This is a genomic window from Roseibium denhamense (assembly GCF_009711415.1).
In the GTDB taxonomy this organism is placed as follows: domain Bacteria; phylum Pseudomonadota; class Alphaproteobacteria; order Rhizobiales; family Stappiaceae; genus Roseibium; species Roseibium denhamense.
Window position 1 is genome coordinate 99,545 of the sequence record NZ_SMLZ01000110.1, and the last position, 14,088, is coordinate 113,632.

The following is a 14,088-nucleotide window of genomic DNA, read 5'->3' on the forward strand; positions in this document are numbered from 1 at the left end:
AATTTATCGATAAATTCTCATTATGATCGTTTCACCGCCCACCAGCACCCCTCCCGCGGCTATCAGACCAGTGAAATTTTAAGGCCCTTACGAGAAAATCAAAAAAGTCATCGACATTTTATCGATAAAATGTCAGCATAAAGTCAAACACGCCCGGAAATGCGATGTCAGGAACGGGCCGTGATACCAAAACGGAGGGACTATCATGACAGCCAAGTGGGACTTTTGGATCGATCGCGGCGGCACTTTCACCGACATCGTGGGCCGTACGCCGGACGGAACCCTTCATCCGCACAAGGTATTGTCAGAAAACCCGGAAGCTTACCGCGATGCCGCAATCCAGGGCATTCGCGAGTTGCTTGGCGTTGAAAAAGGCGCCGCGATCCCGTCCGACAAAGTCGCGACGGTCAAGATGGGCACCACCGTTGCCACCAACGCCCTGCTGGAGCGCAAGGGCGAACGCACGGCCCTCTTCATCACACGCGGCTTCCGCGATGCGCTGGAAATTGGCTATCAGGCCCGCCCGCACATCTTCGCCAAGGAAATCATCAAGCCGGAACTGCTTTACGAGCGCGTCTACGAGATTTCCGAACGCGTACAGGCTGACGGGACTCTCGAACAGGCCCTTGATGAAGCACAGGCCCGCACCGAAATGCAGGCCGCTTGGGATGCCGGAATCCGCTCCATCGCGATCGTCCTGATGCATGCTTATGCCTACCCGGCTCACGAGGAGGCGCTTAAGAAAATCGCGGAGGAGACCGGCTTCCCGCAGATTTCGGTCTCCCATGAAGTCTCGCCGCTGATGAAACTGGTCGGCCGCGGCGACACCACCATTGTGGACGCCTACCTGTCTCCGATCCTGCGCCGCTATGTGAACCAGGTTCAGGAAGAACTGGGAGAAGGCCCGCGGCTAATGTTCATGCAGTCCTCCGGCGGTCTGACGGCGGCGGATCTGTTTCAGGGCAAGGACGCCATCCTGTCCGGCCCGGCGGGCGGTGTTGTCGGTGCTGTCGAAACCTCGGCAATGGCCGGATACGACAAGATCATCGGCTTCGACATGGGCGGCACCTCAACGGATGTCTGCCACTATGACGGCGACTATGAGCGCGCCTTTGAAACGGAAGTTGCCGGTGTGCGCATGCGCGCGCCGATGATGATGATCCACACGGTCGCAGCTGGCGGCGGCTCGATCCTGCACTATGCGGACGGCCGGTTCCAGGTCGGACCGGACAGTGCGGGCGCGAACCCTGGCCCGGCCTGTTACCGCCGCGGCGGTCCGCTGACCGTGACCGATGCCAACCTGATGACCGGCAAACTGGCGCCGGAGTTCTTCCCGAAAATCTTCGGCCCGAACCAGGACCAGCCGCTGGATGGCGACGTGGTGCGCGAAAAGTTTGCCGCCTTGGCAAGCCGCATCGGCGATGGCCGGACACCGGAGGAAGTCGCCGACGGCTTCCTGAAAATCGCCGTCGAAAACATGGCCAACGCGATCAAAAAGATCTCCGTTCAGCGCGGCTATGATGTGACCGAATATGCCCTGACCTGCTTCGGCGGCGCGGGCGGCCAGACCGGCTGCAAGGTGGCCGACAGCCTCGGCATGAAAACGGTCATCCTGCACCCCTTCTCCGGCATCCTCTCGGCCTACGGCATGGGCCTTGCCGACATCCGGGCGGACCGTCAAAAGGCGGTCGTCAAGACAATGACCGAGGAGCTGCTGCCGGAGCTGGACGCGCTGCGCAAGGACCTTAGTGCCCAGACAGAAGCTGAACTCGACAAACAAGGCGTAACCGAAGACGCCCGCCGGACGGTTGCGACCGCGCATCTGCGCTACGATGGCACCGACACACCTCTGCCTGTCCTTCTCGGCACGGTCGAGGAAATGCGCGCGGCCTTTGAGGACGCCCACAAGAAGCAGTTCGGCTTTGCCTATGACAATAAGCCGGTCGTCGTCGAGGCCCTTGAAGTGGAAACCGCTGGCGGCGGCGCGGGTCTCACCGAACCGGACCTCACCTTGGCCTCCAATGTTCCGGCAGCCGCCAAAGGCACACGGATTTACTCCGAAGGCCAGTGGCATGATGCAGGTATCTTCAAGCGCGAGACGCTGAAGCCCGGCATGAAAGTGATGGGACCTGCAGTGATCATCGAACCGCATGCGACCATTGCCGTTGAAGACGGCTGGCAGGCGGAGATCAACGCCAAGGATCATGTCATTCTGCACCGGGTGGTCCCGCTGAAACGGGCCGACGCCATCGGCACGCACGCCGACCCGGTCATGCTGGAGGTGTTCAACAACCTCTTCATGTCCATCGCCGAACAGATGGGCGTGACCCTGCAGAACACGGCTTACTCGGTGAACATCAAGGAACGCCTGGACTTCTCCTGCGCCGTCTTTGATGCCAGCGGCGCCTTGGTTGCCAACGCCCCGCACATGCCGGTGCACCTTGGCTCCATGGACCGCTCCGTGGAAACGGTGATCAAGCTGAACAAGGGCAAGATCAAGCCGGGCGACGTCTTTGCCTTGAACGCACCTTATAACGGCGGCACGCACCTGCCGGACATCACGGTCGTCTCTCCCGTCTTCGACAACGCAGGCAAGGAGATCCTGTTCTGGGCGGCCTCCCGCGGCCACCACGCCGATGTCGGCGGCTCCGCACCGGGCTCCATGACCCCGCTTGCGACCAAGGTGGACGAAGAAGGCGTGCTGTTCGACAACTTCAAGCTCGTCGATCAGGGCCGCTTCTGCGAGGCCGAACTCGTCAATCTGCTGACGGATCACGCCTATCCGGCCAGAAACCCGCATCAGAACGTTGCCGACCTCTCCGCACAGGTCGCAGCCAATGAAAAGGGCATTCAGGAACTGCGCAAGATGGTATCCCATTTCGGTCTGGACGTTGTTCAGGCTTATATGGGCCACGTTCAGGACAACGCCGAAGAAAGCGTCCGCCGGGTCATCGAAGCTCTAAAGGACTCTGAGTACGAGTACCCGACCGACCAAGGCTCGGTTATCAAGGTCAAGATCACGGTCGACAAGGACAAGCGCGAGGCGACGGTCGATTTCACCGGCACATCCGCGGTGAAGCCGAACAACTTCAACGCGCCGGAGCCGGTCACCCGCGCCGCGATACTCTATTGCTTCCGTGTGATGGTCGACGGCGACATTCCGATGAACGCCGGCTGCCTGAAGCCGATCAACATCATCATTCCGGATGACTGCATGTTGCGCCCGTCTTATCCGGCAGCGGTTGTGGCTGGCAATGTGGAAACGTCGCAGCACGTCACCAACGCCGTCTTTGCAGCGCTTGGCGCGATGGCAAACAGCCAGGGCTCGATGAACAACCTGACCTTTGGCAACGACACCTACCAGTACTATGAAACCATCTGCTCCGGCTCCCCGGCAGGTCCTGGTTTCAACGGCACGGACGGCGTTCATGTGCACATGACCAACTCGCGCCTGACCGATCCGGAAGTCCTGGAGTTCCGCTTCCCTGTCCTTCTGGAGGATTTCCATATCCGCAAGGGCTCCGGCGGCAAGGGCAAATGGTCGGCTGGTGACGGCACCAAGCGCACGCTCCGCTTCCTGGAAAAGATGGACTGCGCCATCCTCGGCTCGCACCGCACCATCGAACCGAAAGGCATGGACGGCGGCGAGAACGGGGAACTCGGCCGCACCGAGGTCCGCCGTCTGGACGGAACGGTCCAGCCGCTCAAGGGCTGCGATCAGACAATCCTGGAACCGGGCGAAGCCGTGACGGTCATCACCCCGACCGCCGGTGGCTGGGGCAAAGCATAACAGCCTGAAAAAGCAATGCATTCAAGGGCGGGGATCATCCCCGCCCTTTCGCTTTTTGGGGCCCAAGTTGTCTTTTGGGTCATCCCGGCCAAGCCCAGCGCGAGCCGGGATCGGGTAGCCCCTGAGGTCTCAATACGAGGATACAACATCCAGGTTCCCCGATCCCGGATCTCCGCGTCCGCTCCGTCCGGGATGACAATCTGTGACGATTTGACAAGGCGTCTCCCCGCGCTTCGCCGGCCCCGGTTTTGACCCGAGGTTCCAAACCGTTTCATCGCCTCGCGCAGGGCTGATCGAGTTGAACGCTCACGGTATAGATCCCGCATCAAGTGCGGGACGACAGCGGAGTATGTGGTGGATTCTCGCGTTTGGCGTTCAGCGGACGCATAAGCACCGAGGTGACACCGGTCGCGGCATCGGGGAACTCAACTCACAGGCGTTGATAATCATCGCCCCGCGGTGTTTGTGTGCCCGCCGCAGTGCTCCCCAAAAACCTCTCCGGACTTGCCATAAAGACCTGCTGTTGCCGCTGGCAATTGACACGGAAATTCCTACATCCCTAGCAACTGGCCGCACCGGCCTGAACGAGGAGACAAAAATGCTTGCTGCCGCCCGCCGTCTGCGTAAGACGACAGCTTTTATGGTCGTTGCGATCGCAACGATGTTCGCCGCGATGGACTATGCCGAGGCCCGCAAGGGTGGGTTTGGCGGCTTTGGCAGCAGAGGTAGCAAAACCTATTCCGCGCCGCCCACAACCAAAACCGCGCCGGATGCTGCAGCCCCCGTTCAACGGTCCATGACACCCCAGCCAGCACAAAGCCAAAGGGCGGCGCCGGGCGCGGCCGGACAGGCTGCAAATGCGCAGCGTCCCGGCCTTTTCGGCGGCTTTGGAGGCGCGCTTCTCGGCGGCTTGATGCTTGGTGGCCTCGTCGGAATGCTGTTCGGCGGCGGGCTTGGTGGTTTTGCCGGGTTCCTCGGCCTGATCCTGCAAGTCGGCCTCATCGTGTTGCTGATCAGCCTCGCCATGCGCTTCTTCCGCTCCCGCCAGCAACCGGCAACTGCAGGGCCGAACCCGTTTCAAAGCGCACCGGAGCAGCGTGGACCTCAAGCGGCTCCGTTTAGCTTCGGCGGCGGTGGCGCAAGTGGCTCAGACTCACAAGGTTTTGCCCAGCCAGACACCCTGCCCTATGAGGCAACAGCGGAAGACCTCGACCAGTTCGAGGTCATGCTGGCAGAAGTCCAGGATGCCTACAGCCGAGAAGATTATGCCGCCCTGCGCCAGCTGGCAACGCCGGAAGCCATGTCTTATCTGGCCGAAGAGCTGGGTGAGCTTGCGTCTGCGGGCAAAAAGAACGTCGTTTCGGATGTCAAACTGCTCCAGGGCGATGTTGCCGAAGCCTGGCATGAAGACGGCAAGGACTATGTGACCGTCGCCATGCGCTACAGTGCGGTCGACTATATTGCAAAACGGGATAGCGGCGAGCCGCTTTCGGGCGACCCGGACGCCCCCGCCGAGAGTACAGAAGTCTGGACATTCGTACGCAGCTCCGGTGGTGACTGGCTCCTGTCGGCCATCCAAGGCACCGGGTAAGTCACAAACAGCCAGCCGTCTTCCAATTGGCGCATGGCGCGGGTGAACCGCAAGCGTCTAAGGCCGCCCCTCACGGGCGGCCTTGTTCATTTAACTGCTCCTGCAGACACCGGTCGAACAGCGACCTAGCCTGATGACTTGCTGCACCCTGCGAACAAGGCATCGATCAAGCCTCGTTCCCCGGTGTTGATCATCAACTCCAGATGCGGCGGCAAGGCTTTGCGAAACGCGTTCCGGGACCCTCCAGTCACCATCAGGACACCCTGTGTAACAAGGCGTTTGATATCCCGTCTCGGCAGCCGTAACCCGGTGGACAAGACACGGTCCAGACGAACCGGCACCCTGCCCGGATTTCGAATGCACAGAACAGCTGCTCTCCCAGCGACTTTTCCTTTGCTCGGAACCACCCGCCTCTGCAGCTCGAAGTCAGACGGTTCGTGCGGGCTGCTTGGGCGACAAGCAGGATCGGCCGCCAATGTCTGCGCCAGCCCCTGGTCGTTTGCCTGCAATGCTGACAAGAGGTCTGGCAGTACGGCACTGACGGGTGTCCGTTTCATAACCTCACGGTTCCAGCGATGGCCGCAGGACTGGCAGGCGTAAATAAGCCAGGCATCCAAGCGGCTACCATTGGCATTGAGCCGGAACTTATTTGTCGAGGCAAACTGACGAAGGTGACCGCACCGCCCGCAGGGACGAGCAACAGTTAAACGTGTCTTTGAGACAAGGGTCCATTCCACCCTGATAAGGGACGACATGTTTGGGATCTTCCATTTCCGGAAGTTCGCAAACGGGAATCAGGGATTGCGCGAAAAGCCGCGCCCGGTCATTTGGCTGGGAAAAATGGAAACATGGCGTATCGAAACATCAGATACGGTTTGGCCAAGCCACACCGGTCCCGATCCGCCAGTTCGACGAACGTGTCAAAACAATCGTGTGCAGAAGCACACGGCAAAAGGATCGAAGACCGGTTAACGTGTTGGCAAAACAAATCGCCCCGAAAATGAACGTTGAAAACGTCCTAACTCACGAAAACGCGGCGCGCAAGCTCAGGTTGCCGCACGCGGCGCCATGGCGCTCAGTCCTGATTCCGCGCCTGAAGGGCAAGGGCAACCAGCGTTTCCCGCAGCAAGCCCGGGTCCGCGAGCTGTTCCTTGAACCAGAGGCGCGCGACTTTGTCTCCGGCTGCCAGATCAAGGCCTTCCGGATCCAGGCAGGCCATCCGCCAGTTGGCCTCCCCGGCCTTAACAAGGACTTCTGCATAAAGCTTGATGGCATCGACGTGATCTTCGTTCATGTGACCGACCGCCCCGGTCTCCATCGCGGCCCATGCGTGGACGTCTGAGACCGGTGCCAGCAGATCCTCCCGGACGAGCTCGAAAGCCTTCCCGAACCCGCCGTTCAGGCTGGCACGCTCAAGGGTGAGAGCGAAGAAGGAAAAGTCCCCGAAATCTGCGTAGAGCTCTGCCTTGGGATGCCGGGACAAATAACGTCGGCGGACACGCGCATGCTCTTCGGTCTCCCGCTCAATACGGCGCGCTTTGCAAAACAGTGAAATCCTCGGATGGGCCAGCGGGTCGCCTTTTCCCGGTTCGCCAACCAGAAGCGAACAGGCAGGGTTGGCCAGGATGGCACTTGTGTGGCCGGACAAAGTGCTTGTGAGAATGATGGGCGTCCCATCCAGATCCGTTGCAACGGCAACCCGGCTTGCCAGAGGATAGCTGGTGCCCGGTTCGATTGCCGCCAAGGCTCCAAAACGGGCCGTACGGACCAGTTCCTTGGCCAAAATCCGGGCCTGACCGTCGGTTTCCCGGATCACGGACTTTTCCTTAGCTGCTTGATTTTCCTGAATATCTTTCATGTGCCCTCCTGCTTGGCACACACAACCTGAGAAATCTGAACACCAGATGAACGGCCATATCAGAACCGGTTCAGAGCGCATCTGGCATTGTCGCATCATCAGATCACGGCAGCGCAAACGGCGCGCCTCAACCGGAGAGTATACCGATGCAAACCCTGAGCAAACGCCTCGTTGCCGCAGTCCTCACCAGCGCCCTTTTGCTGCCGACCGTATCCGCTGCCGAAGCAGGTCCCCGCGACGGCTGGCGCAATAATGGCGGCTGGCACGAGCGCCATCGTCCGCACCGCAAGCACCACAAACACCATAAGCATCGCAAACACAAAAAGAACAATGACAATATCGGTGCTGCAGTCGCAGCGGGTGTCATTGGTCTGGCCGCCGGGGCCATTCTCCTGGGCGCCACCAGCCAGCCGAGCCGCGCGGCCCCGCCAGTGACACACTATCCGCCGAACTACTATCCGCCGGCCCCATACCCGGGCCATGTCAGCGGTCCGGTTGGATATCAGCCTTGGAGCCCGGCCTGGTATCAGTACTGTTCTTCGAAATACCGGTCTTTCAACCCGTCAACCGGCACTTACACCACTTATCGCGGTGTACAGCGTTTCTGCCAGTAACAGGCAGAAACTTGGGGGATGGTGACACAGCCCCCAAGCTCCGTAAGAACTCGGGCGGACAGCGGCAGGCCAGCCGAACTGGCCACACGCTGCCGCCGCTTTTTTGTTTTGTGGTCATTACCCGCCTCCTGCCGGAGAAAACGGATCAGGTAAAATCCGAACCGCTCGGTATTAATCGGCCATCGTCTCAATGGAGGCAAAACCCTCCGGGGCCTCGCCGGCATCAAAAGGCGTATCCACCTCGATGACCTTGTCCGGATAAAAACCGTTGAAACGTGTTCTGAGCGACAGGCTGTAGGCGCCGATGTGACCGATCTCGATCCAATCACCAGTATCGACGGTCTCCGGCAGCCAGAAGGGCCGGGACAGAATATCAACACTGTCACATGTTGCTCCGCAGACCTTGAACGGCACGATCTTGTCCGCATCGCCGGAGCGAGTTTTGCGGGCCGGATCGGGTATAAAACGGGCTGGAAGCGTAATCTTGCCGGTCCAGCTGTCCGACAAAGACGCCCAGATACCATCGATGATGTAAAGCCGCCGCCCCTTCTTCAAGAGAACGCGCACGATCAGCGAGATACAATGGGCGACAATCACACGTCCGGGCTCCGCCACCAGCGGCTGCTTATCGAACTCCCACTCCGAAATGTCGCTTTTTAGCTGCCCCATCAAGTCTTCGAGCGATGGCATCTCGCGGACCTTCCGGCGCGGATCATGCCCGTAGACCGCCGGAAAACCGCCACCGACATCAAGCTCGACAATATCGACCCCGGCGCGGGACCGGATCCAGTCCGCTGACGCCAGTGCCCGCTCATAGGTTTCCGGCTCCTCGATCTGGCTGCCGACATGAAAACAAAGGCCGCACTTGAAACCGATCCGGTCGATCCGCTGGAGCAGCTCGACGGCGTGTCCTGGTGCGGCACCGAATTTCTTGGAAAGCTCGTAAGCAGCGTGCCCTTTCGTGGCGATGCGGACAAACAACGTGATGGTCGCCGGGTCAATATCAAGCGCCCTGACGATGCGCAGGATCTTGGCAACCTCGTCCTCGTGATCAAGCGACAGCGTACGGATGCCGTAGGTCTCCAGCGCGAGCCGGATATCGGACTGCGCCTTGATCGGATGCATGTAAAGCATCTCCGCCTGAGGTGCGGCAGCCTTTACAGCGGCAAATTCGGCGGGCGAGGCGACGTCAAAGCAATCGATCCCGGCTTTTGCCAGAGTATCGAGCACAAAAGGCTCACCGTTTGTCTTGACGGCATAGGCCGTCTTGCCGGGAAAGAGGTCTTGGAAGTTCTTGGCGTCGCGGGAAAGGACTTTGGGTCGAAAGCAATAGACGGGTTCGTCCGGGCGCAAGGCCAAAGCGGCTTCGACGGCTGTCTTGTACCGGTCCATTCGTGGCTCCAAGGTTTGGCACCGATGGCCCAAGGGATCAGTGTTTCCAGATAAATGCAACCCGCTCAGCCAGTTATTGACAGATCAGATAATCGCATGCCTTGCCGTGACAGCCGGTATCCAGGTGAATGTGGCTCACATGGTGCGGATCGGCATCAGGCCCGAGGACCGTGGTAAAGTGCGTACAGGCTGATGCGTGGATATCGGTCAGAAACCGGCCTTTTTCCGTTTTTGCGTTCCAGTCCTTTTCAACGGAGACAGCCTGCCCTTCCGGGACCACGAAACCCGAGATATCGACCGCTTTGCCAAGCGCGTGTTCGGAGAGTTTCCCGTCTGGAAGATTGTTGCGCCGCCGGCATTGGTATCCCGGCCCGGTCATCACGAGAAGCGACTCCGAATTCAGGTGCTTTTCCGAGGCCGGCATTACGCCGTCCCGCAACCATTCTGCAAACACCTTGGCAAACTCGCAGGTGATTGTGACCGGGCCAGAAAAAGCGATCCGTGCATCACCGTCTTCCACCGCGGTGACTTCCACTGCATCACTAAAGCCGCACCCGTTCTCACCGTCCACAGGAGATCTTACGGTCAGCTCAACCCCCGGAATAACACACGCAGACGTCTGCGTTCTGGCTGGAGTATCGGGGGCCGGGTCCGCGCCCTTCTCCACCTTCGGAGCACTGGACGGTTTTGCCGCTGGTGTGTCGACACCTTCCACAAAACCATGCCCGGTTCCGGACCCCAAGGGCTTCATTTGCGGAAGTGGCTGGGCGGCCAAGACCGGGCCACCGAGAACCGGCAGGCAGGTGACCACCGCTAGAAAAATTGAATAGACATTCGACGTCACAACTGATCCTCATGGGCGGCGGGTACTGATGAGACGCACCAAGAGACACGCATCACAAGCCATACACCATACCGGACGGCCCAAGCATGACCATTGAACTCTATTCCGCCTATATCGTGGCAACCCTGATCGTCCTGGCCATTCCGGGGCCCACCGTCATGCTGGTGGTCAGCTATGCACTGACACAGGGCCGGAAATCCGCCTTTGCCAGTGTGATGGGCGTAGGACTGGGAGATGCGACCGCAGCGCTCGCTTCACTGATGGGGCTGGGCGCCATTCTGGCAGCCTCCGCCACAGCGTTCACAATCCTCAAATGGGCGGGCGCTGCCTATCTCGTCTGGCTCGGCATCAAAATGTGGCGCAGCCGGCCGACAGCCCTCGGCACACAGGACGTCCCCGACATCCCCGCCAGAAAGATCTTTTCGCATGCCTATGTGGTGACGGCGCTCAACCCCAAGGGAATCGTCTTCTTCATGGCTTTCTTGCCGCTTTTCATCGCGCCTGAGGCCGCCCTGGTGCCTCAATTGACGATCCTGGGCACCACCTTTGTCGTGCTCGGTGTGTTGAATGCTGCGGTCTATGCTTTTGCCGCTGCCGCCATCGGGCGCAAGTTGCGCAGTCCGGCGCTGATGCGGCTGGTCAACAAGGTCGGCGGCGGTTTTTTGATATCGGCGGCCGCAATGACCGCCACGATCCAAAGAAGTTCCGCGTAAGGCACTGTCGCACCGATTTCTTCAGAAAATCGCCCTTGACCGGATTCGTCTGTCGCTTCCTGAACGCGATGATTTCAACGCAAACGGCGACACACTATGCATCTGATTGAACGAAACTGGCTTTTGAGCATCGGGCGTTTTGTTTGAAACGCCCAAAGATGCGCGACGAACGCCCGCTGATCTAGGACGACCGCCGGGCAGCAAAGGGCCGGTCTAGTTTCGCTTCGACTTCAGGCTCGTCAGCGTCTTCTTGGGTCTTCAGTCCAAAGGAGGCACCTGACTGCTTCAACGTCTCAAGAGAGCGTTTTGCGCCTTCGACGCTCAGGGCCGCATAGCGGTTTATCGCATTGTTGAGTTCGAGGCCTCCAATCCGCAACCGGCGGGCGCGCATCGTCAGGACATCCTTGTAAGCTTCAGATGAAACACCGTTTGCCTTGCACAGGATGACCAGCGGCTTGTCACTGGCGCTGAACAAGAGTTGGGAGACGGCGGCCGGCGGCAGGTTGCTGACTTTGGCCAGGAGCATGCCAAGCTCTGCGGTCTTGTCAGCCCGGGCAAAGGTCGTGACAGCCTCATCAATGCTGGTTTTCTTGGAGACTACATCGCGGATCATCGCATTGGTCTGCTCGCGCGCCTCCTCAAGACGCTGAGCCCGGGCCGCAACTTCTGTCGCAGCCCGTTGAGCCATAAGCTGAACAAGCGTGGAGTCTGCTCCAAGATCACCAATCCTCGCTTTCAGTTCGTCAGTCAGGAACGGAAGCAAGGCAAGCCCCGCCTTTTCCGGAAGGTCGGTCCGGACAGCCAGGGCCGTCTGGATAGCCTCGTCGGTCCGGGCTTTTTCAACCAGCTTCAAAAACGAATCTTCTGCAAAGCGTGCACCCGAATTGTTGGCGACCTTTGTCAGAACAGCCGAATTGCCTCTATCCACGAGCACCGACGTCACATTTTCGTCGATGGACTTGCGTCCGGCGATCGCGCCGAGATGGTCCATGGATGCGGTCGATGCAATTTCAACCAGGTCCTCGGATGTCAGGGCGGGCGAGTTTTCCAAAACCGGCTGAGCGATTTCAATATCGTCCTTGGCCAGTTCCACCATCAGCTCGCGCGGCGCGTCTTCCTCAAAGCAAATCCGCTTGGACAGGACCAGGCGTGTTTCCTCTTCGAGCTGCCCCAGGACCTTAAGAACGATGTCGCCAAACAAGAGACTGATCTGCTCATCCCGGTCCTTGCCACCTTGCATGAACATATCTGTCAGCATGCTGACAAGACTCTGCCGTCCAGTGGCGCTGGTATCCTTCGCCAGGTCCGTGAGTTTTGCCAAACTGATCATTCCTACCCCATCGCGCAGGCCGTATTCGAGCTAACCTTAACAGGACAGCCTTAATATTAAGCTACCAGATGAGGGCGTTGATCCACAGGGGAGCCGGCCATGTTTTGCCGGTTTTCCGGAGCATCACAATCAGAATTTTTCATGCTCCGTCATTGCTGTTTTTATCGGGGGGCCTGCGCTCTCCACCTCATGTGTTTCAATACGTTAGTTAACAGATACCCAAGAACCACAGCCTGCAACTGCAGCCCCACATTGCACTGCAAAAACTTTTTTGCTTCGCTAAATATTTCCCATGTCTTAATATCGCAACATAAATCGAGGTGATCGGGAGTGCGCAGATGACCCTAGTACGGAACCTGAACATGATTGCCTTCTTTGCGGCCTTTGCCTTTTTGGCCGCAATCGTAATCGGCGTGGTCTGAGTACGACAGAGTAAAACGGAAAATGCTTAAGGTCCCTGCGAGACTTTAAGCCAAAGACTATAAAAACGGGAATAGCCACACCAGGCAGACGGGATCCGCGACAGAGCATTGCGGATCCCGTTTTTGTGTCACATCCCGGATGGTAAACAGCTCGTCTTTTAATGGTCAGAACGGCCAGCTGCGGGCCTGATCTTCAGATTGGAAAACGGGCGGAGACCGCCTGGGAATGAACGCTCCGGCACAACCCATGCGGGTTACATTGACCAATGTGTTGCCTGCATGATCACAGCCAGATGGCCGATTAACGCAAAAAAGGCGTTTCCGCAGAAGCGCTTCCTTGCCATGGCCATCGCAATGCCGCCGACGGGGTTACGCTTTAAGCGGCCAAATCCCGTGTTTGCGCCAGTGCCGTATCCCGGTTCTCCGGTGTCATCATCAACTGATCGGCAGCGATGACCCGGACGTCGGTAATCCCGATAAACCCGAGGACGTGCTTCATGTAGGTAGAGGCATAATCAATCTCGGATCCCGCCTTGGTCCCGCCGGAAGCCACAACAATGTAGGCGGTTTTCCCCTCCAACAAACCAACCGGGCCGTTTTCCGTGTACTGGAAGGTCAAACGGGCCCTTGCAATCAGATCGACCCAGGCCTTGAGAGCGGCCGGAACCGAGAAATTGTAAATCGGCGATCCGATGACAATCGTGTCGGCAGCCTTCAATTCAGATACGAGCGTGTCGGACAGGGCCAGTTTCAGCTTCTGCTCCGGCGTCCGGTCCGCAGCATCCGTAAAGTTGGCGTTGATCCAGTCTTCGTCCAGAAACGGCAACCCCTGCGACACATCCCGTTTCAGGATGCTGGCATCCGGCGTCTGTTCGATCAGGCGCGTTACGAGCGCATCCGCGAGCTCGCGGGTCACAGAACCCGCTTTCCGGGCGGATGCATCGATTTGAAGAATTGTCTTGGCCGAGGCTGTCATAGCTGTCTCCATCCTGTCATTCGGGCGGCTTAGGGCGCCCTGAACTGTTCATGATGGGAAGATAGTCCACTCAATCACCATCAACTAGATAAGGATCAGTGAACAGTACGTTCACGTTAGAAACGGCGCATATGGTCTGCCGGGCGATGAGATCATGACTTACGGTCGGCAAATGACTGTCTGGCGGCCAGCTGGCTTGCCCAGATTTCAACCCGAAGGCGCCTAATTTTTAGACATGCACACGACTTAAACACATGAGCTTCAGGCAGGGCGCACCCAATTGGCAGACGCAACCTTCTGATATTGCGCAGAAAATTCTCAAATCATCGAACTTGGCATCGGGTTTGCGAGGCCGACAGCGTGCAGCGCGCCTAGGGATCCGGTCAAAACGATGCAGGACCGAGAGGTGCAAGCCGGACAAAAGCGGTGCTTCAACAAGAAGCCCGTTTCCATAGTCCGGGGACACGGCGGGACAAAAACCCGGGAGACAACTGCACGAGGTTTCGCGCGCGCGAACCTGCTCCCGGACGTGCGCAAGAGATCTGATCAGTAGAGCCC

At 58.8% G+C, this 14,088-nt stretch carries 10 protein-coding genes; 4 read left to right on the top strand and 6 right to left on the bottom strand.

Features of this window, described 5'->3' with window-relative positions:
* Window positions 1-205 precede the first annotated feature (205 nt).
* Window positions 206-3,790: a hydantoinase B/oxoprolinase family protein gene (locus E1180_RS13820; protein ID WP_155191803.1), complete on the top strand. Its 3,585-nt coding sequence runs from the start codon at window positions 206-208 to the stop codon at window positions 3,788-3,790.
* 598 nt (window positions 3,791-4,388) lie between these two features.
* Entirely contained in the window at window positions 4,389-5,381 is a 993-nt protein-coding gene (locus E1180_RS13825; protein ID WP_155191804.1) for a Tim44 domain-containing protein, read from the top strand.
* A gap of 125 nt (window positions 5,382-5,506) precedes the next feature.
* Here E1180_RS13825 and E1180_RS13830 read toward each other — a convergent pair whose 3' ends face one another.
* Together E1180_RS13830 and E1180_RS13835 are read right to left on the bottom strand one after the other, a co-directional pair.
* Entirely contained in the window at window positions 5,507-6,136 is a 630-nt protein-coding gene (locus E1180_RS13830) for a DUF1062 domain-containing protein (protein WP_155191805.1), read from the bottom strand.
* A 320-nt stretch (window positions 6,137-6,456) separates the two neighbouring features.
* The gene (locus E1180_RS13835) at window positions 6,457-7,239 is read right to left on the bottom strand and encodes a HugZ family pyridoxamine 5'-phosphate oxidase (RefSeq protein ID WP_208997136.1); all 783 of its coding nucleotides are present in this window, start codon (window positions 7,237-7,239) and stop codon (window positions 6,457-6,459) included.
* Window positions 7,240-7,385: 146 nt separating this feature from the next.
* On the opposite strand from E1180_RS13835, the gene E1180_RS13840 reads away from it, so the two are divergent.
* Entirely contained in the window at window positions 7,386-7,853 is a 468-nt protein-coding gene (locus E1180_RS13840) for a BA14K family protein (RefSeq protein ID WP_155191806.1), read from the top strand.
* Window positions 7,854-8,024: 171 nt separating this feature from the next.
* Here E1180_RS13840 and E1180_RS13845 read toward each other — a convergent pair whose 3' ends face one another.
* Both E1180_RS13845 and E1180_RS13850 read right to left on the bottom strand, forming a co-directional pair.
* Window positions 8,025-9,245 carry an alanine racemase gene (locus E1180_RS13845; protein WP_155191807.1) on the bottom strand — a complete coding sequence of 407 codons (1,221 nt, stop codon included), beginning with the start codon at window positions 9,243-9,245 and terminating at the stop codon, window positions 8,025-8,027.
* 73 nt (window positions 9,246-9,318) lie between these two features.
* Window positions 9,319-10,089, bottom strand: a complete 771-nt coding sequence (locus E1180_RS13850) for an extensin-like domain-containing protein (RefSeq protein ID WP_155191808.1) — start codon at window positions 10,087-10,089, stop codon at window positions 9,319-9,321.
* Window positions 10,090-10,175: 86 nt separating this feature from the next.
* Here E1180_RS13850 and E1180_RS13855 point away from each other — a divergent pair, with 86 nt between their 5' ends.
* Window positions 10,176-10,802, top strand: coding sequence for a LysE family translocator (locus tag E1180_RS13855; protein WP_155191809.1), 627 nt, complete (start codon window positions 10,176-10,178; stop codon window positions 10,800-10,802).
* A 181-nt stretch (window positions 10,803-10,983) separates the two neighbouring features.
* Here E1180_RS13855 and E1180_RS13860 read toward each other — a convergent pair whose 3' ends face one another.
* Together E1180_RS13860 and E1180_RS13865 are read right to left on the bottom strand one after the other, a co-directional pair.
* Complete coding sequence (locus E1180_RS13860) at window positions 10,984-12,132, bottom strand: DUF2336 domain-containing protein (RefSeq protein WP_155191810.1); 1,149 nt, start codon at window positions 12,130-12,132, stop codon at window positions 10,984-10,986.
* A 798-nt stretch (window positions 12,133-12,930) separates the two neighbouring features.
* Window positions 12,931-13,530, bottom strand: a complete 600-nt coding sequence (locus E1180_RS13865; protein ID WP_155191811.1) for an FMN-dependent NADH-azoreductase — start codon at window positions 13,528-13,530, stop codon at window positions 12,931-12,933.
* Window positions 13,531-14,088 lie beyond the last annotated feature (558 nt).